Origin of the sequence: Micromonospora sp. NBRC 107095 (assembly GCF_030269705.1) — a bacterium.
GTDB lineage: Bacteria > Actinomycetota > Actinomycetes > Mycobacteriales > Micromonosporaceae > Micromonospora > Micromonospora parva.
In genome coordinates this window covers 1,061,082-1,082,243 of record NZ_BSTU01000001.1, presented here as the reverse complement: position 1 = coordinate 1,082,243, position 21,162 = coordinate 1,061,082, and the positions used below count along the sequence as shown (strand labels likewise).

Here is a 21,162-nt window from a genome sequence, read left to right as displayed (position 1 = left end):
GTGGGCGGAACGACACTCAGAAGTCGCCGCCCCCGAAATCACCGCCGCCGAAGTCACCGCCGCCGAAGCCGCCGCCGAAGTCCCCACCACCGAAGTCCCCACCGGCGTAGTCCCCGCCGAAGTCCCCACCCTGGTCGCCGCCACCGAAGTCCTGGTCGCCGCCGCCCTGGTCGACGCCGTCACCGAAGCCCTCCTGGTAGCCGGCGTCGTAGCCGTAACCGGGGTCGGCGAAGGCGGGCGAGAAGAGCGCGTCGGCGATCAGGATGCCGCCGAGCACGCCGGCACCGGCGCCCAGCGCTGTCTTCCACCACGGCGTCGAATACCAGCCGGCGGGCACCGGTCGACCCTGATAACGCCCACCGGGGTAGTAGTAGGGCGTTTCCCGCCCGGGTTGCGGCCCGGCCCGGAAGGTCTGCCCCTGCACGTCGACCTCGCGCTCCTTGGTGAGCTGCCCCACGCCCCGGGCGGCGGCCAGAGTCGGCAGCTCGGGGCCCGGGTCGATGCCCAGCGCCGTACGCGCCGCCCGGATGTACGCCAACCCCTCCAGCGCGGTCTCCCGGGCCAGCGCGAACTGGTGCGGCGTGGACGCCTGCTCCAGCTGGGAGCCCGCCGCGTTGTACCGCTCACCGGCGTCGGCCAGCGCCTGGCGCACCGCCGGTTCGTCGCCGTGCAGGTTCATCAACTGGCCGCCGAGGCGCTCATACCACCGCTGCGCCTCCGCGCGGGCGTCGCCGAGCTCGGTGCGTCGGCGGGCACCGGCCTGGGCGCGGATGAGCGCGGCGGCGCCCAGCGCGCCCACCAGCACAACGGCGAGGCAGAGCAGAAGTTCCATGTCATCGAACGTACCCCCGGGTGTCACGTCGTATCCGTCTGGCAAGCTCCGGTGATGGACGTCTCGACGCTGCTCCTGGTGATCGTGTGCCTCGGTGTCGGCGGGGCGGTGGGCTGGCTCGCGGCCCGGTCCCGCTCGGCGGCCGACATCGCCCGCCTCGATGCCACCCTGGCCGCCACCCGGGAGGGCGAGGGCCGGCTGGAGCAGTCCATGCGGGCGTTGAGCTACGAGGCCACCGCGCAGTCCCAGGAGGCGGTGGCTCGGGCGGTCGCGCCGCTGCACGACACCCTGCGCCGCTACGAGCAGCGGGTGGCCGAGCTGGAGCACGACCGCGTCGACGCGTACGCCGAGCTGCGCGAGCAGGTCCGCTCCATGACCGCGGTCTCCGGTGAGCTGCGCACCGAGACGAAACAGCTGGTGGCGGCGCTGCGCGCACCTCAGGTGCGGGGTCGCTGGGGCGAGCACCAGCTGCGCCGGATCGTCGAGGCCGCCGGCATGCTGGAGCACTGCGACTTCGCCGAGCAGGTCACCGCCGCCACCGACCAGCAGGTCGTCCGACCGGATCTGGTGGTCCGGCTGCACGGTGGCCGCTCGGTGGTGGTGGACGCCAAGGCGCCGTTCGACGCGTACCTGACCGCCATGGAGGCCCGCGACGAGCGGGGCCGGGACACCCACCTCGACGCGCACGCGCGGCACCTGCGGGGGCACGTGGACGCGCTGGCCGCCAAGTCCTACTGGTCGGCGTTCGACAGCGCACCCGAGTTCGTGGTGCTGTTCGTTCCCGCCGACCCGTTCCTCGACGTCGCGCTCCAGCGCGACCCGACGCTGCTGGAGCACGCGTTCACCCGCAACGTGGTGCTGGCCACGCCGGCCACGCTTGTCGCCCTGCTCCGCACCGTCGCCTACTCCTGGCGGCAGGAGGCACTGGCCCGAAACGCGCTCGCGGTGCACACCCTCGCCCGGGAGTTGTACGGCCGGTTGTCCACCCTGGGTGATCACGTGGGCAAGCTCGGGTCCTCGTTGGCGGGTGCGGTGACCGCCTACAACCGGGCGGTCGGCTCGCTGGAGGCCCGGGTGCTGGTCAGTGCCCGCAAGCTCGCCGAGTTGGGTGTCTCGGACGACGAGTTGGCCACGCCGGCCCAGGTCGAGCTGACGCCCCGGCAGCCGCAGGCACCTGAGTTGGTCGATCCGGCCGACGGCGAGGTCGAGGCCCGATCACCAGCTATGTGACAGTGCGTGTGCCCTCATGTCACGAAGTGGTCACAAGGGACTGACCGGTAGTGACAGTGTTCATCGATACCACGAAAGATTCTGCTCACCCGAGCGCCCTTCTCTGAGGGGCCCTGTTCTCTGGAGGTAAAGAGAACGTGAGCAGACTCCGAAACCTGAGCCGGCGCACCTCAGCCGCGCTCTTCGCGTCGGTCCTGGCGGCGAGCGCCGCGACCGCCGTCGGCGGTGCCGCCACCGCGGCCGCCGCTCCCGCCACCACACCGGACGCTTCCCCGGCCACCGCCGCCGAGACGCTGGGCGCGCACGACGCCAAACTGCTCGGCGAAGCCCGCGCCAAGAAGGCCCCGACGGTCACCCTGATCGTCGCCACCGAGAAGGGTGAGGCGGGGGACGTCGCCGACAGCCTGACCAAGCTCGGCGGGACGGTCAGCCAGCGGCAGGACCGGGTCGGCTTCGTGCTGGCCAAGGTCCCGACCGACAGCGTTCTCAAGGCGGCGCGGCTGCCCGGCGTCTCGGCCGTCGACCTGGACGAGGTCATCCACCTGCCGGACCCGACCCCGGAACGCACCACCACCGGCACCGCTGGCGCTCGGCAGGCCACCGTCGGGGCGCCGGGAGCGACCACCCCGGCCGACAACCCGTACATGCCGACCAACGAGACCGGTGCGGTGGCGTTCACCGCGGCCCACCCCGAGTGGGACGGCCGGGGCGTCACGATCGGCATCATGGACTCCGGTGTGGACCTGGCCCACCCGGCCCTGCAGCAGACCACCACCGGCGAACGCAAGATCGTCGACTGGGTCACCGCCACCGATCCGCTGGAGGACGGCACCTGGCGGCGGATGCAGGCCGAGGTCGCCGGCCCGTCGTTCACCATCGCCGGGGGCACCTGGACGGCGCCGGCCGGCACGTACCGGTTCAACCTGTTCAGCGAGTCGGTGACCACCAACAGCGACGCCCGGGGTGACGTCAACCGCGATGGCGACACCACCGACACCTGGGGTGTGCTCTACGACCCGGCCACCAACAACATCCGGGTGGACGCCAACCAGAACCTCAACTTCACCGACGACCCGATCATGCGGCCGTACAAGGAGAAGTACGACATCGGCTACTTCGGCACCGACAACCCGGCGACGCCGGTCGCCGAGCGGCAGCCCTTCGTCGTCGAGTTCCGCAAGAACGTGAACACCACGCCGATCGGGCTGCCCGGCACCTACGACTACGTCAACATCGGCATCGTCGAGAGCACCCACGGCACCCACGTCGCCGGCATCACCGCCGCCAACGACATGCTCGGCAACGGGGCCTTCGACGGCGCCGCGCCCGGCGCCAAGCTGGTCTCCGCCCGGGCCTGCTCCTGGGGCGGCGGCTGCACCGCGGCGGCCCTCACCACCGGCATGATCGACCTGGTGGCCAACCGTGGCGTCGACATCGTCAACATGTCGATCGGTGGCCTGCCGGGTCTGAACGACGGCAACAACGCGCGGACGAACCTCTACAACGAACTGATCGAGACGTACGGCGTGCAGTTGGTCATCTCGGCCGGCAACTCCGGCCCGGGTCTCAACACCGTCGGCGACCCGTCGGTGGCCAGCAACGTGATCAGCGTTGCCGCTTCCATCAGCAAGGACACCTGGCTGACCAACTACGGCTCGGTCGTCAAGAAGAAGAACGCCCTGTTCAACTTCTCCTCCCGTGGGCCGCGCGAGGACGGCGGCTTCAAGCCGAACATCGCCGCCCCCGGTTCGGCCATCTCCACCGCACCGACCTGGCAGCTCGGCGCCCCGGTCCCCGAGGCCGGATACGCGCTGCCCCCGGGCTACGCGATGCTGAACGGCACGTCGATGGCGTCCCCGCAGACCGCTGGCGCTGGCGCACTGCTGCTGTCGGCCGCCAAGGCCACCGATCGGGGCGTCAGCCCGGCCGCGCTGCGGCGGGCGCTGTTCAGCTCCGCCAAGCCGATCGCTGACGTGCCGACGTACGCGCAGGGCTACGGCATGGTCAACGTGCCGGGTGCCTGGCAGATGCTGCGTCAGGGCGTCGAAACCCGGTCGTACGTCTCGGACGCGCCGGTCTGCAGCCCGCTGTCCGACCAGCTGACCATCTGGAACGGTGTGAAGTTCGTGCCGAACCCCGGTCGGGGCACCGGCGTCTACAACCGTTGCGCTGCGGCAGCGGGCGGCCACAAGATCGGCCAGAGCATCACCTACCCGGTCACGTTGACCCGCACCAGCGGCCCGGCCGGCACCATCAAGCACACCGTGACGCTCCAGGGCAACGACGGCACCTTCAAGGCGCCGAAGACCGTCGCACTGCCGCTCAACAAGCCCGTCACCGTCAACGTGGCCGCCAAGCCGGCCACCGAGGGTGCGCACGGGGCGATCATGCGGATCGACGATCCGGCCACCAACGTCGTCGACTTCGAGGTGTCCACGGTGGTGGTGGCCTCGAACGACGTGAAGAAGCCCAGCTTCTCGTACGCCAACGAGGGCTCGGTCGACCGGAACGGCTTCACGTCGTACTTCGTGACGGTGCCGGCGGGCGCCAAGGCCCTCCAGGTGAACCTCTCCGGGATCGCCACCGGCTCGCAGACCCGGTTCATCGCGATCAACCCGCTGGGTGTGCCGGTGGAGGCCACCACGAGCACCGTCTGCTACACCAACTTCTCCGACGTCAACGTCTGCAAGCCGCAGGAGCGTGACTACCAGAACCCGCTTCCCGGGGTCTGGGAGATCGAGGTGGAGTCGCGGCGCACGTCCCCGGCGCTGAACAACCCGTTCAAGCTCCAGGTGCGGGTGCAGGGCCTGACGGTCGAGCCGGCACTGGTCGAGCTGCCCAGCGTCGAGGCCGGCGAGCCGACCCCGGTGAGCTGGAACGTCACCAACGCCTTCGGTCCGGTCTCGGTCAGCGGTCGCAGCGGCGCGCTGACCGGTGTCCGCACCGAGCGTCCGACCATCACCGAGGGCGGCCCCAACCAGGAGTGGACCGTCGAGATCCCGGCGGGCACCTCGACGTTCACCGCCCGGATCGGCAACCCCGCCAACGCGGGCGCCGACCTGGACCTGTTCGTCTACCGGGGTGCCACCGAGGTCGGCCGGGCCGCCGACGGCGACTCGGAGGAGGCGGTGACGTTGACCAACCCGCCGGCCGGCACCTACCGCGTCGTGGTGGAGCCGTACGGGGTCGACGGGCCGGGGACGAGCACCGCCTACGACTACTACGACGCCTTCGCGTCCGCGTCGCTGGGCACGATCACCGCCCCGGCCGTTGCGGTGCCGCTGATGCACGGCGAGTCGGCCACCATCACCGGCACGGTGACCGCGGTGGCCGTGCCGGCCGACGGGCGTCAGCTCTCCGGTGAACTGGCGATCGTCACGTCCGAGGGCGCGATCGTGGGTCGCGGCAACGTGTCCATCGGGGCCGTGAACTGATCCGCTGGTAACACGGCAGGAGCCCGCCCCCGCGTCCGGGGGCGGGCTCCCGCGTGTCAGGGGTGGTGCTCAGGACCGGTGGGCGGCCGTGACGACGAACGGGGTGCCCTGCTGGCAGGTGGTCATCATGCCGGGCTCCACCCGACCGGTGACCTCGACCCGGGTGCCCGGGGTCAGCACGTCACGCGGGCCGCCGAGGAGCAGGTAACCGTCGAGCAGGACGCAGCCGGGCTCCACGCCGCCCTGTACGGTGCCGCTCAGTGTGGTGGCCCCGACGCCCGGTGGCGTGCTCGGGCCGCCCGGTTTCGGAGTCTTCACCCCGGGTCGCGCGGTGGGGGTGACGGTCTCCGGCGAGGCGGTCGGGTCGGGCGTGGGGGTGGGCTGGCTGGTCACCGGCTGTACTCCCGTCGGGGTGGGGGTTGGTGTGCCGCCCACGCCGCCCTGGTTGCCGCAGGCGCTCAGCGCCACGCAGACAGCAAGCGCGGGGACGGCGAACCGAAGAGTCCTCATGCCGAATCTGACGTACGCCGAGCCGCGTTCGTTCCCGTGTTCAGCCGCGCGCCGCGGCGGCCTTCATGTCCCGCTTCAGCTCCTGCGGCAGCGAGAACGTGAGCCGCTCGTTGGCGGTGGTGATCTCCTCCACGTCGGCGAAACCGCGCGCGGCGAGGTGGACCAGCACCTCCTGGACCAGGTCGTCCGGGACGCTCGCACCCGAGGTCAGACCGACAGTGGTGGCGCCCTCCAGCCAGGCGTCGTCGATCTCGTGCGCGAAGTCGACCAGGTGACCGGCGCGGGCGCCGGCGTCCAGGGCGACCTCGACCAGGCGCACCGAGTTGGAGGAGTTCGTCGAGCCGACGACGATCACCACGTCACAGTCGGCGGCGATCTCCTTGACCACGTGCTGCCGGTTGGAGGTGGCGTAGCAGATGTCGTCACTGGGCGGGGACTGCAGCAGCGGCAGCCGCTTCTTGAGCCGGGCCACCGTCTCCAGCGTCTCGTCGACCGAGAGCGTGGTCTGGGAGAGCCAGACCACCTTCTCCGGATCACGTACGGTGATCTTGTCGGCGTCGTCCGGGCCGTCCACCAGCTGGATGTGCGCGGGGGCCTCACCGGCGGTGCCGATGACCTCCTCGTGCCCCTCGTGGCCGATGAGCAGGATGTCGTAGTCCTCGGCCGCGAAGCGCCGCGCCTCGTGGTGCACCTTGGTGACCAGCGGGCAGGTCGCGTCGATCGCCTTCAGCGAGCGCGCCTTGGCCTGCTCGTACACCTCCGGCGCCACGCCGTGCGCGGAGAAGATGACGGTGGCGCCCTCGGGCACCTCCTCGTTCTCCTCCACGAAGATCGCGCCCTGGGCCTCCAGGGTCTGCACCACGTGCTTGTTGTGCACGATCTGCTTGCGCACGTAGATGGGGGCACCGTAGAGCTTCAGCGCCTCCTCCACGGTCTGCACCGCGCGGTCGACGCCCGCGCAGTAGCCGCGGGGCTTGGCCAGGAGCACGCGCTTGCCGGTCCGGTGAGTCGCCTGAGCCTCAGTCACCACCCCATCGTACGTGTCGGCTTTCCCACCGGCACGGGCCGCGACCCCACCCCCGCACGGCGTTGATCATGAAGTTGTTGCCCCGACACGCCGGCACGGAGGGCAACAACTTCATGATCGACGGGCCGGATGGAGTGGGTCGTAGGGTGGGCGGGTGACTGAGGGTGGAGCGCGGGTGGGGAGCAGCGGGGCCAGCAGCGCTGAGGAGCCTTGGCCGGTACGGGTGGTCAGCCAGAAGATGGGGGCCTGGATCGCCAAACTGGGCTGGGTGTGGGTGGACGGGCAGGTGGCGCAGATCAGCCGTCGCCCCGGAGCCAGCACCGTCTTCCTCACCCTGCGCGACCCGTCGGCCGACCTGAGCCTCACCGTCACCACCAACCGGGACGTCCTGGACGCCGGCGCACCCGAGCTGCGCGAAGGCGCCCGCGTGGTGCTGCACGCCAAACCGGAGTTCTACGCCGCCCGGGGCACGCTGAGCCTGCGCGCCGACGAGATCCGCCAGGTGGGTCTCGGCGAGCTGCTGGCCCGGCTGGAGAAGCTCAAGAAGCTGCTCGCCGCCGAGGGACTCTTCGACCGCGCCCGCAAGCGTCGACTGCCCTTCCTGCCCGGCCGGATCGGGCTCATCACCGGTCGCGCGTCGGCGGCAGAACGGGACGTGCTGACCAACGCCCGACGACGCTGGCCGGCGGTCGAGTTCCGGACGGTCAACGTGGCCGTCCAGGGCCCGTCGGCGGTCCCGCAGATCGTCGACGCGCTCAAGGTGCTGGACGCCGACCCGAGCATCGACGTGATCATCATCGCCCGGGGTGGCGGCGGCATCGAGGACCTGCTGCCCTTCTCCGACGAGGCGCTCTGCCGGGCGGTGTTCGGCTGTCGTACGCCGGTGGTCAGTGCGATCGGCCACGAGACGGACGCGCCACTGATCGACTACGTGGCCGACGTCCGCGCCTCCACCCCGACCGACGCGGCCAAGCGGGTCGTCCCCGACCTCACCGAGGAGGTACGCCTCATCGGTCAGGCCCGACACCGCCTCGAACGGGCGGTACGCAACCTGGTCGACCGGGAGACGCACCGGCTCGACGGGCTGCGGTCCCGGCCGGTGCTGGCCCGGCCGCAGGTGATGGTGGAGCACCGGGCGACCGAGCTGACCGCGTTGCGGCAGCGGGCCGGCCGTTGCCTGGAGCACCGGCTCGCCGCCGCCGGGGATGACCTGCGGCACACCCTCGCGCGGCTGCGCGCCCTGTCCCCCGCCGCCACCCTCGACCGGGGGTACGCGATCGTGCAGCGCGCGGACGGCCAGGTGGTCCGCGCGGCGGCGGAGGTCGGCAAGGGCGACCCGCTGCGGGTACGACTGGCCGACGGCGAGCTGGCCGCCACAGTCGATGGCTGAGTGGCGGCGCGCCGAGGCGGGGAGAGGTGTGCTGAGATGAACGCGATGACTGACGACACGAAGGCCGGGCCGGACGAGCGGCTCAGTTACGAGCAGGCCCGCGCCGAGCTGGCCTCGGTGGTGGAGCGGCTGGAGGCCGGCGGCACGTCCCTGGAGGAGTCGCTGGCGCTCTGGGAGCGCGGCGAGGCGCTGGCGGTGATCTGTCAGCGCTGGCTGGACGGTGCGCGGGCGCGGATCGACGCCGCCCGGCAGGAACCCGCTTCCTGACCGCAGCCGCGACGACTCGTACCGCAGCCGGCCACGGAAACCGTGGCCGCGGCGGCTGGGACCGCCGGTGGGGCGGCCGGAGCCGCCCCACCGGGGCAGATCAGTTGAACAAGCTGTACAGCTCGGCCGGCGCCTCGACGACCTGGTCCGCCGGCGGCTTCTGCGCGGCGGTGGCGGCACCGTAGTCGGAGTACGTCATCCGGATCTCCTGGGCGGCGGTCTGCCCGGCGGCCGGCAGTTGCAGCACCAGCTCACTGAGCCGGCCCTGCGGGTCCACCTTCGCGGTGAACGGGACGGTCTTCGCCTGGGTGCCGAGCGCGGCGATCGTGGCGGCGTTCAACGAGCCCGCCTCGGCGGCCTTGGTGACGTCGATGGTGCCGGCGTACGTGCCGGTGCCGGTGCTGCGGACCTCGGTGATGCCCTGGGTGAGCACCGCGCTGCCGGCCGGGTCGACCTTGTCGAAGTCGAAGCCGAGGTTGCGGTTGCCCTTGATCCGGTTCTGGTCCAGGTGCTGGTACTTGCCGAGGTTGAGCTGCTTGATGGCGGGCAGGCTGTTGGCGGTGGGGCCGGTCAGCTCCAGCTTGACCCAGCTGTCCGGCTTGTAGTGGATCACGTCGAGCTTCATCGCCAGGTCGGACGAGGGACCACCGATCGCGATCTTCAACGCCGCGCTCTGGCTCGGCTGGTGCACCAGCCCCTCCGCCGTCGAGCCGGCGCCGGCCAGCGTGAACCGGAAGTTCCCGTTGCTGATCTCCTTGGTGGAGTCGAGCAGGGCCTGCTTGGCGTCGCCCGCCACCGGGGCACCGGACGGGCTCGGCGCACCGGACGCCGTCACCGTCGGGGACGGCGTCGATCCGGTGGTGCCGGTTCCGCTGGCGCAGGCGGCCAGTGCGGGCGTGATCAGAGCGGCGGCTACCAGGCCGGCGCCAAGTCGTCGAACAGTCATACGTGTCTCCCAAGGGGGTCACCCGACGACCTGTACGGCGCCGGAAACCGGGCGACGCAGCAGCACCGTCGGCTGCGTCGCGCGATCCGGGCCGAGCAGCGCGCCCGGATCACTCCCTCCTTGTTCCCTGTCGACGCGTCGGACAATCACCCTTCGGGCTGGTTGCCCAGATTCGGCCCCGGCGGGTCCATCGATCGCCGGGTCCCCTCAGCGCAGTGAGCCGGCCAGTTCGCGTAGTTCGTTGTCCCGGGCGTCGCCGACGACGATCACCGTGCGGGTCGGCTCCAGCAGGACCAGCGCCTGTTGGTTGCCCCGGGCGGTGTAGAGCTGCCAGGTGCGTCCGGCCAGCTCGGTGGGACCCTGCGGCTGGCCCTGGCTGGTCAGCTCGGCGGGGAGCAGACGGTCCGCCGGGACGCTGCTCTGCAGCAGTTGGACGCCGCGCCCCTCCGGGGTGAGGTAGCCGAGCCGCAGGTTCGCGCCGTTCTCGACGGTCTGGTAGCGGGCGCTGACCGTCTTCCAGTCGGAGCCGAGCCCCTGCGGCTGGCTCACCGGGAAGACGTTCGCCGACCGGGCCTGCTCGATCGCGGGCGCCGGATCGACGGTGGTGGCCTGGTCGCCGCCGAGGAATCCCCGGTAGAACGCCAGCAGGAGCGCGATCGGGACGAGCAGCACCAGCAACGAGATCGCCATGTCCTTCGGCGACCGCTCGGACTTGCCGGCCGCCGCCGCTGGCGGCGGGGTCGGGCTCGGGGTCGGATCGGTCGCGGCGGGCTCAGCACCGTGCCCGGCGGGGACGTCGGCCGGCGACTGACCGTCGGGCGGCGTGCGGTCGGCAGGTACGCGGTCGGCTGGCTGTGCGGGTTCCACCCCGCTATCTTCGCAGCCGCCCGACCGGCGGTATCCGGGCCATCACCGCCCCGCGCCGACGCCCCGTCGGCCATCGTGTGAGGATCAGCGACAAAGCCGGCGGTGGGGGCCTCCCCGCGGCCGGTCGTCCCCGCACCGTCGCGAGGAGGAGTAGCCGTCATGACGAACACCAGGACGCGGATCCCACAGGATCTCGACCGAAACCTTGCCCTCGACCTGGTCCGGGTCACCGAGGCCGCGGCGATGGCCGCCGGCCGGTGGGTCGGTCGGGGCGACAAGGAGGGCGGCGACGGAGCAGCTGTCGACGCGATGCGCAAGCTGATCAACTCGATCCAGATGCGCGGTGTGGTGGTGATCGGCGAGGGCGAGAAGGACAACGCCCCGATGCTCTTCAACGGCGAACATGTCGGCGACGGCACGGGCCCGGAGGTGGACGTCGCCGTCGACCCGGTGGACGGCACCACGCTGATGAGCAAGGGCATGCCGAATGCCGTGGCGGTGCTCGCCGTCTCCGAGCGGGGTGCGATGTTCGACCCCAGCGCCGTGTTCTACATGGAGAAGCTCGCCGTCGGGCCCGCGTACGCCGATGTGATCGACATCAACGCCGGGGTGGCGGAGAACCTGCGCCGGATCGCCAAGGTCAAGGGCACCGACGTCTCCGAGGTGACGGTCTGCGTGCTGGACCGCAGCCGCCACGACGACCTGGTCACGCAGATCCGCCGGGCCGGGGCGGGTATCCGGTTCATCTCCGACGGTGACATCGCCGGCTCCATCGCCGCAGCCCGGGGCGAGTCGGACGTGGACGTGCTGATGGGTATCGGCGGCACCCCGGAGGGCATCATCTCCGCGTGCGCGCTCAAGTGCATGGGCGGTGCGATGCAGGCCAAGCTCTGGCCGCGCGACGAGCAGGAGCGGGAGAAGGCGATCGCCGCCGGGCACGACCTGGACCGGGTGCTGGGCACCGATGATCTCGTCACCGGCGACAACTGCTTCTTCGTGGCGACCGGGGTCACCTCCGGCGACCTGCTGCGCGGCGTGCGGTACCGGGCCGGCGGGGCGTACACCCAGTCGATCGTGATGCGCTCGAAGAGCGGCACCATCCGGGTGATCGACTCGTACCACCGGCTGGAGAAGCTGGCGCTCTACTCCGCTGTCGACTTCGATGGTCGTCCGTTGGCTGAACAGGAGTGACAGCCACCGACACGGCGACCCCGCAGACCCTGTCGGCCGCCCGCCGGATCACCGGCGTCGCGTTGGCGTCGGCCTCCGGGGTCGCGGTGGCGGTGCAGTCGCGGATCAACGGCGAGCTGGGGGTACGCCTCGACGACGGTTTCGCCGCCGCTGTGGTGTCGTTCGGCCTCGGCCTGCTGGTGCTGCTGGTGCTGGTGCCCGCGACCCCTGGTGGCCGACGCGGGCTGGTCGCGACGCGGCGGGCCCTGCGGACAGGCGCGTTGCGGCCGTGGCAGTGCCTCGGTGGCATGTGCGGGGCGTTCCTGGTGGCCACCCAGGGGCTCACCATCGGCACGTTGGGCGTGGCGGTCTTCACGGTGGCGGTGGTGGCCGGCCAGAGCGGCAGCAGCCTCGCCGTGGACCGGGCCGGGATCGGGCCGACCGGCCGACAGCCGGTCACCCGGCAGCGGCTGGCCGGTGCGGTGCTCACCGTGTTGGCGGTCTGCCTGGCGGTCGGTGACCGCCTGGGCGACCCGGGGGCGCTGGCGCTGGCCCTGCTGCCGCTGCTCGCCGGGGTGGGCATCGCCTGGCAGCAGGCCGTCAACGGTCGGGTCCGGGCGGCGGCCGACAGCGCGTTGACCGCCACACTCGTCAACTTCGCCGTGGGCACCGTCACCCTGCTGGTCGCGTTCGCGATCGACATCGCCGTACGCGGCTGGCCCGGCGGCCACCTGCCGACCGAGCCGTGGCTCTACCTGGGCGGCCCGATCGGCATCGTGTTCATCGCGATCGCCGCCGCGATCGTGCGCTTCACCGGTGTGCTGCTGCTCGGCCTGGCCACCATCGCCGGGCAGATCGTCGGCGCCGTCCTGCTGGACCTGGTCCTCCCCACGGCGGCCTCGCACCCCGGGGTGAACACCCTGCTGGGGGCGACGCTGACCATGGTGGCAGTGCTGATCGCCGCGCTCGCCCCGCCGGCCCGCCGCTGAGAGGTCGGCAGACCGGCCGCGCAGGGCCCCGGCGGTCACCGTCCGCGAAGCGGGAACCGTACGTCGACCGCCGGGTAGGACTGCTGCCCAACCTGATCGGCCTATCCCGGCTCGGCTGACGGATCCGGCACGGCAGGCCGGAGCACCGGATGAGACGGCTCTGGCGTCGGGGACGGCGGCGGGGGCGGGGGCGGCGTCGGCGGGGGCGGTGCTGGGGGCGTCCCGGACCACAGCCGGTCCGGCGGTTCGGACGGGTAGGACGGGTAGGACGGATCGAACACCGCACGCGGGCGCGCCGGATAGGGCGGGTCCGGCAGGTGCCGGCCATCGAACGCCTGAGCCGGGTCGACCAGCCTGGCGATCCGGACGGCGAACAGCACCCCCGGCACCAGGGCCAGCACGGAAAGCCCCACCGCGACCCTACTCTGCGCAGGGCTCCCGCCCAGCCAACCCACGAGCGGCACCAGGGACAGGAGCGCGGTGAGCAGCAGGCCGGTGAGTGCCCACCCGATCCATCGGGTCAGCACGCCCACGTGGGAGGCTCCGAAGATCATGGCCACCGCTGTCACGACGCCGATGGGCAGAACGACAAACAGCAGGGCCATACCCGTCGAGGAGTCATCGTTGCGCTCCCAGGCCCACGCCAAGACGATCCCCGCCACCAGCATCGCCCCACCGCCGGCGAACCCCCACCCGCGCGGACCGTCACTGCGGCGGATCGCCAGGTGACCAGCGAGCACGGTGACCGCAACGCCGAGGGTCAGCGCGAGCGCGAGGGCGAGCTGTAGGTCCGTGTCGCGGCTGGACAACCCACCGTCCCGCGGGGGCAGCTCATACCAGCGTCCGTCGTCCGGTCCCGCAAATTGGCGGAAGCCGTCGCGTTGCCATCCGCCGTCAGCTCTCCGGTGCAGGATGCCGTCGCGCCCGTTGGCGACCAGCACCTCGTGGCCGCCGTCGGCAGCCTCATAGACGATCAGATCGCGGGAGGCGAAGTGCCGGCGGATGTCACCCGGGTTGGCGAACCGGCGGGCCATCCCCTCACGGCGCGCGTCCGACACCTCCCAGGCCACCTGCCAGGTCACGCCGGCGTCGTCACTCTGCTCCACCCGCAGGTGGTCGGCGACCGCCCGGTAGCACCGCTGCGGCTCGGTGGGCACACACGCCTGCCGCTGCCCGGGGCCCTGGCGGGACAGCCGCAGTTCCTCGACGTGAGTAGCGGGCCGCCAGGTGTTCCCCCCGTCCTGGCTGATCGACCAATGACCGTCAGCCGGCCCGTCCGGCCAGGTCCGATCGTTGTATCCCACGCCGATCGAGACCGCCGGGTGACCGTCAAGCAGGGTGGTGCCCACGGCGTACGGGTACTGGTACTGGCTGGTGGCGGCCACTGCGAAGACCGCCGGTGGCAGCACCACCAGCATCCGGACCAGTCGGGCGGTCCGTCGGCGTACCGGGCGGCCACGTGATCGCCGCCAACTCCACCAGGCCAGGCCGAGCGCCGGCAGGGCGAGCAGATCGGTCCAGTCGGCCCGGACCAGCGACGGCCCGGCCAGCACGGTCCAGGCCGAGGAGGCGAGTTCGGCGGCGTACCCGCTGGATTTGACGACCGCGAACCCGGCACCCACAGCGGTCAGGGCGACCGACGCGGCCCTCCGGGCCGGCAGTCGTGGCAGCAGGAGGGTCAGCAGCACCGCGACCAGCGGTGGGGCGAGCACCAGCCCGGCGACGTCGCTCAGCTTGCCGGTCACCGGGCCGGGGAAGGCCGCCTTCAGCACATGATCGTTGACCAGCAGCAGGGCCAGCGCGACCAGCGTGGCAGGGTGGCACAGCCAGGACAGCGTGGTGGGTGCGCCGTCCTGCGGAGTGGCGGAGCCCGTCATCCCCTCAGGATCGGGTCGACCCGTCTCGATCCGGACTCAGGTCGGTCTGGGTCCGGTACCGACGCTCAGCCGGCGTCGGAGGAGTGCCCCGGGAAGAGGTGGGCGCTCGGGTCGATGACCACCGCCGCGTTGTTGACCGCCGTCGCCGCCTCACCGAAGCCGGTGGCGATCAGCCGGACCTTGCCCGGGTACTCGGTGATGTCGCCCGCCGCGAAGACCCGGGGCAGGTTGGTGGCCATCGCGCTGTCCACCAGGATGTGGCGGCGGTCCAGCCGTAGCCCCCACTCGGCGAGCGGGCCCAGGTCGGCGGTGAAACCGAGGGCGGCCACCACGACGTCCACCGGCAGCGTCTCGGTCGCGCCGCCGCGCACTGTCACCTCGGCACCGGTCACCGTGCCGTCCCCGAGCAGCCTGGTGACCTCGGCGTTGACCACGACCCGCACCGGCAGCGCGAGCACCCGGGCGACCGTCGAGGCGTGCGCCCGGAACTTCTCCCGTCGGTGTACGAGGGTCACCGACCGAGCCAGCGGTTGCAGGGCCAACGCCCAGTCGAAGGCGGAGTCGCCACCACCGACGATCAGCACGTCCCGATCGGTCAACTCGGTCGGCTCGGTCACGAAGTAGACGATCCCCGAGCCGGGCGCACCGTCGGCGCACGGCAACGGCCGAGGGCTGAAGCTGCCGAGCCCGCCGGTGACCACTACCGCGCCGCAGGCGAGTTGCTCACCGTCGGCCAGGCCCAGAACCGGTCGGCCGTCAGCGTACGAGAGCTTCTCCGCCCGGGTGCCGAGCAGGTACCGCGGACCGAACGGTGCCGCCTGGGCCACCAGGTTGGCCACCAGATCACGGCCCTTGACGGCGGGAAAGCCGGCGACGTCGAGGATCAGCTTTTCCGGGTACATGGCGGTGACCTGGCCACCCGGCTCGGGCAACGCGTCGATCACCGCCACCGACAGCCCCCGGAACCCGGCGTAGTACGCGGCGAAGAGGCCGGCCGGACCGGCCCCGATCACGGCAACATCGACCTCGCGCATGGCGTACCGTCGCTTTCCGCTTACGGATCAACGCGTGCTGATCTCGACCGTAGGCGGGCGGCGACAGTCGGGCAAGCACGTCCCAGAGGCGCGCCGGAGAATCGGCTCAGGGCAGGCTGAGCGTGGAACCTGAGTAGTCCGGGCCGTCCACCGCCGGGCGCCGCCGCCGGAACAGGATCGCCGCCACCACCCCGCCGAGCAGGCCGAACAGGTGGCCCTGCCAGGAGATCCGCTCGTCGGTGGGGAGGATGCCGACCAGTTGCCAGCCGTAGAGCAGGCCGACCAGGAGGAAGACCGCGAAGTTCCACCAGCTGCGCTCGACGATGCCCCGGGTGAGCAGGATGCCCAGGTAGCCGAAGATGACGCCGCTGGCGCCGACCACCACCGAGTTCGGCGAGCCGGTGAACCACACGCCGAGCCCACTGACCAGAATGATGATCAGAGTCGACCAGAGGAACCGGCGGGCGCCGGCGGCGAGGACGAAGGTGCCCAGCAGGATCAGCGGGATGCTGTTGCTGTAGAGGTGGTCGAAGCCGTGGTGCAGGAACGGGGAGAAGAAGACCCCGTCCAGCCCGTCGATGCGTTGCGGGATGATGCCGGCGGTGGCGTCCAGGCCGAACGCCAGCCCCTGGTCGACGGCCTCGATGAGAAACAGGAACGGGACCACCGCGCACATGGCGACGAACGCCCGGCCGAGCGCGGCGTAGAACGCCTCGGTGCCGAACCGGAACGGGTCGCCGCTTGACGGGTGCAGGGTCACCCCACAACTGCTATCAGCAAAAGCGGCCGACCGCCACTCACGTCCCGACCGGGTGACGCGCGACAGCGGGGCGGGTGGTCGCCCACCCGCCCCGCGTCGACAGCGTCAGTAGTGCCCGTTGTTCTGGAAATAGGTCCAGGCACCGCAGGGCGTCTTGTACCTGCCCTTGATGTAGCCCAACCCCCAGGTGATCTGGGTGGCCGGGTTGGTGCGCCAGTCGGAGGCGACCGAGGCCATCTTGCTGCCCGGCAGGGACTGTGGGATGCCGTACGCACCGGACGAGGAGTTGCTGGCCTTGTGGTTCCAGCCGCTCTCCTTGGTCCAGAGCTTCTCCAGGCAGGGGAACTCGGCGATGCCGAAGCCCTTGTCGATCATCAGAGCGCAGCCGATCTTGCGGTTGCCGCTGTACTCGGCGCAGGACGCCGGGATCGGCCCGTCGTACGGCTTGGCGGCCGCGTTCGCCGCATCGCGTTCCCGCTTACGGGACGCCGCGGCAGCCTCGGCCTGGCGCGCCCGCTCGGCGGCTTCCTTCGCGGCCTGCTTCGCCCGCAGCTTCGCCTGGTACTCGGCGGCGCGTTGCTTGGAGAACTGCACCTGGTGGGCGGCCTGCCGCTCACGCTGGTACGCGAGGTCGGCCCGGTCGACCTCGACGCTGACCTTGTCGGTCAGGCCCTGTTGCTGGGTTTCCCGGTCTTCGCCCAGGTAGAAGCCACCGGCAACGCCCACGGAGAGCAGCGCTACAGCAGCCGTACGGGCGCCCAACCGGCTCCACAGCCGACTCACGAAGTGGTCCCTTCGTCGGGAGCAAGGACGTGGCGCGGCGCGGGCCGCAGGTGGGCCGTCAGCCGTGCCACGAGCGCCCCGACCGGTTGCCGGTCGCGCTGACGCACCGATCTTCACTGATGTCGTCCGTCTCGGGACGAACGATCACCAACGATTCCTCTGGTGCGTGGACGCTCGTGGGACACGATTGCGCACAGTGAGGCTGATGGGAAACCAACCGGGCCGTTTGTGATCTGCACCACATCAAAAATAGGGACGAATCCCCGTAAAGCGCCCGTCAGATCGGAATGTCCTCCAGGAGGTCGGTGACCATCGCGGCGATCGGAGACCGCTCCGAACGGCTGAGGGTGACGTGCGCGAAGAGCTGATGGCCCTTGAGCGCTTCGATGACAGCCGTCACGCCGTCGTGTCGACCAACCCGCAGATTGTCCCGCTGGGCCACGTCGTGGGTGAGCACCACCCGCGAGCCCTGCCCGATCCGGGACAGCACCGTCAACAACACCCCGCGCTCCAGCGACTGGGCCTCGTCCACGATCACGTAGGCGTCGTGCAGGCTGCGCCCCCGGATGTGGGTCAGCGGCAGCACCTCCAGGATGCCCCGCGAGGTGACCTCCTCCAGCACGTTCTCGTGCACCACCGCGCCGAGCGTGTCAAAGACCGCCTGCGCCCACGGCGACATCTTCTCCGACTCCGAGCCCGGCAGGTAGCCCAACTCCTGGCCGCCCACCGCGTACAGCGGGCGGAACACGATCACCTTCTTGTGCCTGCGACGTTCCATCACCGCCTCCAGCCCGGCGCAGAGCGCCAGCGCCGACTTGCCGGTGCCGGCCCGGCCGCCCAGCGAGACGATCCCGATCGACTCGTCCAGCAGCAGGTCGAGAGCGATCCGCTGCTCGGCCGAGCGACCGTGCAGCCCGAACGCCTCCCGATCGCCCCGGACCAGCCGCACCGACTTGTCCGGCAGCACCCGGCCGAGCGCCGAGCCACGCGCCGAGTGCAGCACCAGACCGGTGTGACAGGGCAGCCCGGCCGCCTCGTCGAGGTCGAGCGTCTCGCCGGCGTAGAGCTGGCCGATCTGCGCCTCGCTCAACTCCAGCTCCGACATGCCGGTCCAGGTCGGGTCGCTGGCCTGGCCATGGCGGTACTCGTCGGCGCGCAGGCCCACCGAGGCGGCCTTGACCCGCAGCGGCATGTCCTTGCTGACCAGGGTCACCTCCCGCCCCTCGGCCGCGAGGTTCAACGCGACGGAGAGGATCCGGGCGTCGTTGCTCTCGGTGCGGAACCCGGGCGGCAGGACACCGTCGTCGGTGTGGTTCAGCTCCACCCGCAGGGTGCCGCCGACGTCGTTGGCGGGCACCGGGTGGTCGAGTCGACCATGCCGGACCCGCAGGTCGTCGAGCATCCGCAGCGACTGCCGGGCGAACCAGCCCAGCTCCGGATGGTGTCGCTTGCCTTCCAGCTCGGTGATGACCACCAGAGGCAGCACCACCTCGTGCTCCGCGAACCGGTGGAATGCCGCCGGATCGGAGAGCAGCACCGACGTGTCCAGGACGAAGGCCTGGCCGGCTGGTCGTGGCTCCTTGGGGTCGGCCGGCGCGGCGGCCGCCGAACGGCGGCTCCTGGTGGCGCGGCGGGTCGTGGCAGTCGCGGCCGGGGTCTGGTCGGCACCGGCGATGGTACGGCGAGTCGTCACAGGCCTGCTCCGACGGATGGGCACCCGCCACCCGTGTTCCGCCTCCTCCGGTGCCCGGGGACACGGGGTCGGATGCGGAACCCCGTGCGCGAGGTCGCAGATCCGGGCGGACCGGCTGGCTCGGGAGAACCCCGTGCCATGCCTAGACGCTAGCCCCGCCGGACCTTCCCGGCTAGAGGCCGAACGTGGATCTTCCCCGGCGCGCTCGTGAACAGCGCCGCGCCGACGCCCGCACCAGCCGAAAGGCACCGTCGCGGGCACGGCGGAACCGGCCGGGATGCATGCCCCCTGCGCGCATCCCGGCCGGTGGGGCCACCGTCACCGGTCTGACGTGGCCCCGTCGGTGCGTGTCCGCCGCGGACGACGCACCGCGTTCGTGGCACCGGTCGGCGGGGCGGACCCCGCCGACCGACCTCAACCGGTCCGTCGGACGAGCGTGCCGGTCGGGTGCCGCCCGGTGATCGGGGCGGCCGGCGCGCTGAACGACGAGCCGGTGTACGTGGTGCCGGGGCGGGCGACGGCACCAGCGGAGCGGACCACCCCCGCGGGCGAGACCGACAGGGCCGAGGCGATGGCCGCCTGGGCGTCCCGACGACGCCGGTTCCAGGCCCCCCGGTCACCGTCGAAGTAGCCCTGCCGGTAACCGAAGCGGTAACCGATGCGGTAGCTGAGCTGCCCGTGCAACCGCCCGGCCGCGTAGCTGGTGGCGCCGAGCACCAGGACGAGGAACACCGCGAGAAACGGGCTCATCGGGCAGCTCCGGCCCAGCCGGGACGCCAGGTCATCGCTCCTCCGGCTCGATCGTGGTGGGGTCGGCGACGAGCAGCCGGTCCAGGTCGTCGGTGCTGACCTCTTCGACCAGCTCGACGCTGATCCGGCAGCCGTCCAGCACGACTTCGGCCACCGAGGACCGACGGATCTCGCCGCCGGCGTCGTAGACCCGGACGCTCAGCTCGGGGCAGCCGAGATGGGTACGCCAGGCGTTCCATTCGGCACGATCGCCGACGCTCAGCGACAGGTAGCGGCAGCCTCGGGCGAGGTAGAGGCGCCAGGGGGCGGTCAGCCCCGCGGCGACCCCCTCGGCGATCAGCCCGAAGGCCTGGGCGCGGGTGGCGAGCTCGGTCACCACGGCCCCCTGGCACCGGGGGCGTGACGCATGTGAGCACCAGTCGTCTCATGCACGTGACACACCGTAGATTGTCCCATGGACGTGACAGTATCAGCTTTTCGTCCGGTTACGTTTGCCACTACGTTCATCTATTCTGCCCGCGTGACACCCCTCAACAGTGGCACTGACTCGTTTACCGGAAATCCGAACCTCTCGTCACGTCCGCGTGACAGTGGCGAGCCGGCGTACCCACCCCCTGCCGGCTGGCCGTACCGTCACGGAGTGACCGAGACGGCCAATGCGCGGAAGATCGCCTTCGCCACCTTCGTCCGACGGGCCCTGGACGAGGCACGGGCGACCCGAGCCTGGAGCGGCACCGAGGTGTCCCGGCGCACCGGCGTCTCCCGGCAGACCATCAACCGCTGGGTCCGGGGCGACTGGGCCAGCGACCCGGAGGCCGAACGGGTGGTCGCCTTCTGTGAGGGGCTGGGCCTGAACCCGGCCGCCGCCTTCGCCGCCCTCGGCTGGGACCGCACCGCAACCGGTCCCCGCACCGGCCAGCCCGCCCCTCCGATGGACCCCGACGTCGAGGCGCTGCTGCGCCGGCTGGTCGATCCGCAGGTGTCGGACGCGGAGAAGTTCCACATCCGCGAAACCATCAGATACCTCGCATACCGCCCAACGTTGCCCGTCGATGTCCGAAAAAGGGGCAATCAGGCAGGCTAGTTCCTCAGATAGCGAAAGAACGCCTGGTCAGGTTCATTCGTTTACCTCCGGGGTTGGAACGGGCACGCTAGCGTCCCTATTCGTACTGCTTGGGCTCGTCATCGGCGGGGGGACGGGACAAGGCCGAACCCAGCCCTGCGGGACAGAAGGAGGGGTCTGTCCATGACCCTGAAGTGGTTGGCAGTCGTGGTCGCAACGGTGTCGGTGACACTGTGGGTGACCGGCAACACAGTGACCCTCGTGGTCGACGGCGGGCAGCTTCCGCTGCTCGTCAACCTCGTTGCGCTCATCACCGCCGGCACCGCGGTCGTCCTGGCCGTCGTCGCCGAGCTGCACGAGCGCCTGAACAACCGGATCAGCGCGCTCACCGAGTTCCTGGTGGCCCGGCTCAACGAGATCGAACACCACACCGGCGATCGGAACACCGGGTTCGTGGAGGGCTACCTGTTGAGCCACGGCCAGGAGGCGGCGGTGGTGCCGTTCGGCCGGCGCGGACGAGGAGCTGCCGAACGCTGATCG

At 71.3% G+C, this 21,162-nt stretch carries 20 protein-coding genes; 8 read left to right on the top strand and 12 right to left on the bottom strand.

Annotated features, from left to right (window positions below):
* Positions 1-16: 16 nt before the first annotated feature.
* Positions 17-832, bottom strand: coding sequence for a hypothetical protein (locus QSK15_RS05165; protein ID WP_285793119.1), 816 nt, complete (start codon positions 830-832; stop codon positions 17-19).
* A gap of 54 nt (positions 833-886) precedes the next feature.
* Here QSK15_RS05165 and QSK15_RS05160 point away from each other — a divergent pair, with 54 nt between their 5' ends.
* Both QSK15_RS05160 and QSK15_RS05155 read left to right on the top strand, forming a co-directional pair.
* A complete protein-coding gene (locus QSK15_RS05160; protein WP_285793118.1) occupies positions 887-2,062 on the top strand; it encodes a DNA recombination protein RmuC in 1,176 nt (391 codons plus the stop codon).
* 137 nt (positions 2,063-2,199) lie between these two features.
* Positions 2,200-5,496, top strand: a complete 3,297-nt coding sequence (locus QSK15_RS05155; RefSeq protein ID WP_285793117.1) for a S8 family serine peptidase — start codon at positions 2,200-2,202, stop codon at positions 5,494-5,496.
* A 69-nt stretch (positions 5,497-5,565) separates the two neighbouring features.
* Here QSK15_RS05155 and QSK15_RS05150 read toward each other — a convergent pair whose 3' ends face one another.
* Positions 5,566-6,006, bottom strand: coding sequence for a hypothetical protein (locus QSK15_RS05150; RefSeq protein ID WP_285793116.1), 441 nt, complete (start codon positions 6,004-6,006; stop codon positions 5,566-5,568).
* A gap of 40 nt (positions 6,007-6,046) precedes the next feature.
* Positions 6,047-7,033, bottom strand: a complete 987-nt coding sequence (locus tag QSK15_RS05145; protein WP_124770510.1) for a 4-hydroxy-3-methylbut-2-enyl diphosphate reductase — start codon at positions 7,031-7,033, stop codon at positions 6,047-6,049.
* 154 nt (positions 7,034-7,187) lie between these two features.
* Here QSK15_RS05145 and xseA point away from each other — a divergent pair, with 154 nt between their 5' ends.
* Both xseA and QSK15_RS05135 read left to right on the top strand, forming a co-directional pair.
* On the top strand, positions 7,188-8,423 hold the full coding sequence (gene xseA, locus QSK15_RS05140; RefSeq protein ID WP_285793115.1) for an exodeoxyribonuclease VII large subunit: 1,236 nt from the start codon (positions 7,188-7,190) through the stop codon (positions 8,421-8,423).
* 45 nt (positions 8,424-8,468) lie between these two features.
* On the top strand, positions 8,469-8,690 hold the full coding sequence (locus QSK15_RS05135; protein ID WP_030328827.1) for an exodeoxyribonuclease VII small subunit: 222 nt from the start codon (positions 8,469-8,471) through the stop codon (positions 8,688-8,690).
* A gap of 100 nt (positions 8,691-8,790) precedes the next feature.
* On the opposite strand, the gene QSK15_RS05130 is transcribed toward QSK15_RS05135, so the two are convergent.
* Entirely contained in the window at positions 8,791-9,636 is an 846-nt protein-coding gene (locus QSK15_RS05130; RefSeq protein ID WP_285793114.1) for a hypothetical protein, read from the bottom strand.
* Between the two features lie 207 nt (positions 9,637-9,843).
* Entirely contained in the window at positions 9,844-10,503 is a 660-nt protein-coding gene (locus QSK15_RS05125) for a DUF4245 domain-containing protein (protein WP_285793113.1), read from the bottom strand.
* Positions 10,504-10,662: 159 nt separating this feature from the next.
* On the opposite strand from QSK15_RS05125, the gene glpX reads away from it, so the two are divergent.
* A complete protein-coding gene (gene glpX, locus QSK15_RS05120) occupies positions 10,663-11,694 on the top strand; it encodes a class II fructose-bisphosphatase (protein WP_030328833.1) in 1,032 nt (343 codons plus the stop codon).
* Positions 11,691-12,662, top strand: a complete 972-nt coding sequence (locus QSK15_RS05115) for a DMT family transporter (RefSeq protein ID WP_285793112.1) — start codon at positions 11,691-11,693, stop codon at positions 12,660-12,662. The genes glpX and QSK15_RS05115 overlap by 4 nt, the downstream gene beginning before the upstream one ends.
* A gap of 101 nt (positions 12,663-12,763) precedes the next feature.
* On the opposite strand, the gene QSK15_RS05110 is transcribed toward QSK15_RS05115, so the two are convergent.
* The 7 genes from QSK15_RS05110 to QSK15_RS05080 form a co-directional block, all read right to left on the bottom strand.
* On the bottom strand, positions 12,764-14,539 hold the full coding sequence (locus tag QSK15_RS05110; RefSeq protein WP_285793111.1) for a CD20-like domain-containing protein: 1,776 nt from the start codon (positions 14,537-14,539) through the stop codon (positions 12,764-12,766).
* Between the two features lie 65 nt (positions 14,540-14,604).
* Positions 14,605-15,573, bottom strand: coding sequence for an NAD(P)/FAD-dependent oxidoreductase (locus QSK15_RS05105; RefSeq protein ID WP_285793110.1), 969 nt, complete (start codon positions 15,571-15,573; stop codon positions 14,605-14,607).
* Between the two features lie 106 nt (positions 15,574-15,679).
* Complete coding sequence (locus tag QSK15_RS05100) at positions 15,680-16,333, bottom strand: rhomboid family intramembrane serine protease (RefSeq protein WP_285793109.1); 654 nt, start codon at positions 16,331-16,333, stop codon at positions 15,680-15,682.
* Between the two features lie 105 nt (positions 16,334-16,438).
* Positions 16,439-17,116 carry an aggregation-promoting factor C-terminal-like domain-containing protein gene (locus tag QSK15_RS05095; RefSeq protein WP_285793108.1) on the bottom strand — a complete coding sequence of 226 codons (678 nt, stop codon included), beginning with the start codon at positions 17,114-17,116 and terminating at the stop codon, positions 16,439-16,441.
* A 277-nt stretch (positions 17,117-17,393) separates the two neighbouring features.
* On the bottom strand, positions 17,394-18,809 hold the full coding sequence (gene phoH2 / locus QSK15_RS05090; RefSeq protein ID WP_285793107.1) for an RNA 5'-3' helicase PhoH2: 1,416 nt from the start codon (positions 18,807-18,809) through the stop codon (positions 17,394-17,396).
* 414 nt (positions 18,810-19,223) lie between these two features.
* On the bottom strand, positions 19,224-19,559 hold the full coding sequence (locus QSK15_RS05085; protein ID WP_030328854.1) for a hypothetical protein: 336 nt from the start codon (positions 19,557-19,559) through the stop codon (positions 19,224-19,226).
* Positions 19,560-19,590: 31 nt separating this feature from the next.
* Entirely contained in the window at positions 19,591-19,935 is a 345-nt protein-coding gene (locus QSK15_RS05080) for a hypothetical protein (protein WP_030328857.1), read from the bottom strand.
* A 264-nt stretch (positions 19,936-20,199) separates the two neighbouring features.
* On the opposite strand from QSK15_RS05080, the gene QSK15_RS05075 reads away from it, so the two are divergent.
* Together QSK15_RS05075 and QSK15_RS05070 are read left to right on the top strand one after the other, a co-directional pair.
* Positions 20,200-20,643 (top strand): XRE family transcriptional regulator, encoded by a 444-nt coding sequence (locus QSK15_RS05075; RefSeq protein ID WP_285793106.1) that lies wholly within the window; start codon positions 20,200-20,202, stop codon positions 20,641-20,643.
* 162 nt (positions 20,644-20,805) lie between these two features.
* Positions 20,806-21,159 carry a hypothetical protein gene (locus QSK15_RS05070; protein ID WP_285793105.1) on the top strand — a complete coding sequence of 118 codons (354 nt, stop codon included), beginning with the start codon at positions 20,806-20,808 and terminating at the stop codon, positions 21,157-21,159.
* Positions 21,160-21,162: the final 3 nt, after the last annotated feature.

What these genes read in the sequence shown, in the direction of transcription:
- QSK15_RS05165 (WP_285793119.1), bottom strand. Translation starts at nt 832, where the DNA reads ATGGAACTTCTGCTCTGCCTCGCCGTTGTGCTGGTGGGCGCGCTGGGC.
- QSK15_RS05135 (WP_030328827.1), top strand. Translation starts at nt 8,469, where the DNA reads ATGACTGACGACACGAAGGCCGGGCCGGACGAGCGGCTCAGTTACGAG.
- QSK15_RS05110 (WP_285793111.1), bottom strand. Translation starts at nt 14,539, where the DNA reads ATGACGGGCTCCGCCACTCCGCAGGACGGCGCACCCACCACGCTGTCC.
- QSK15_RS05130 (WP_285793114.1), bottom strand. Translation starts at nt 9,636, where the DNA reads ATGACTGTTCGACGACTTGGCGCCGGCCTGGTAGCCGCCGCTCTGATC.
- QSK15_RS05105 (WP_285793110.1), bottom strand. Translation starts at nt 15,573, where the DNA reads ATGCGCGAGGTCGATGTTGCCGTGATCGGGGCCGGTCCGGCCGGCCTC.
- glpX (WP_030328833.1), top strand. Translation starts at nt 10,663, where the DNA reads ATGACGAACACCAGGACGCGGATCCCACAGGATCTCGACCGAAACCTT.
- QSK15_RS05160 (WP_285793118.1), top strand. Translation starts at nt 887, where the DNA reads ATGGACGTCTCGACGCTGCTCCTGGTGATCGTGTGCCTCGGTGTCGGC.
- QSK15_RS05150 (WP_285793116.1), bottom strand. Translation starts at nt 6,006, where the DNA reads ATGAGGACTCTTCGGTTCGCCGTCCCCGCGCTTGCTGTCTGCGTGGCG.
- QSK15_RS05070 (WP_285793105.1), top strand. Translation starts at nt 20,806, where the DNA reads ATGACCCTGAAGTGGTTGGCAGTCGTGGTCGCAACGGTGTCGGTGACA.
- QSK15_RS05085 (WP_030328854.1), bottom strand. Translation starts at nt 19,559, where the DNA reads ATGAGCCCGTTTCTCGCGGTGTTCCTCGTCCTGGTGCTCGGCGCCACC.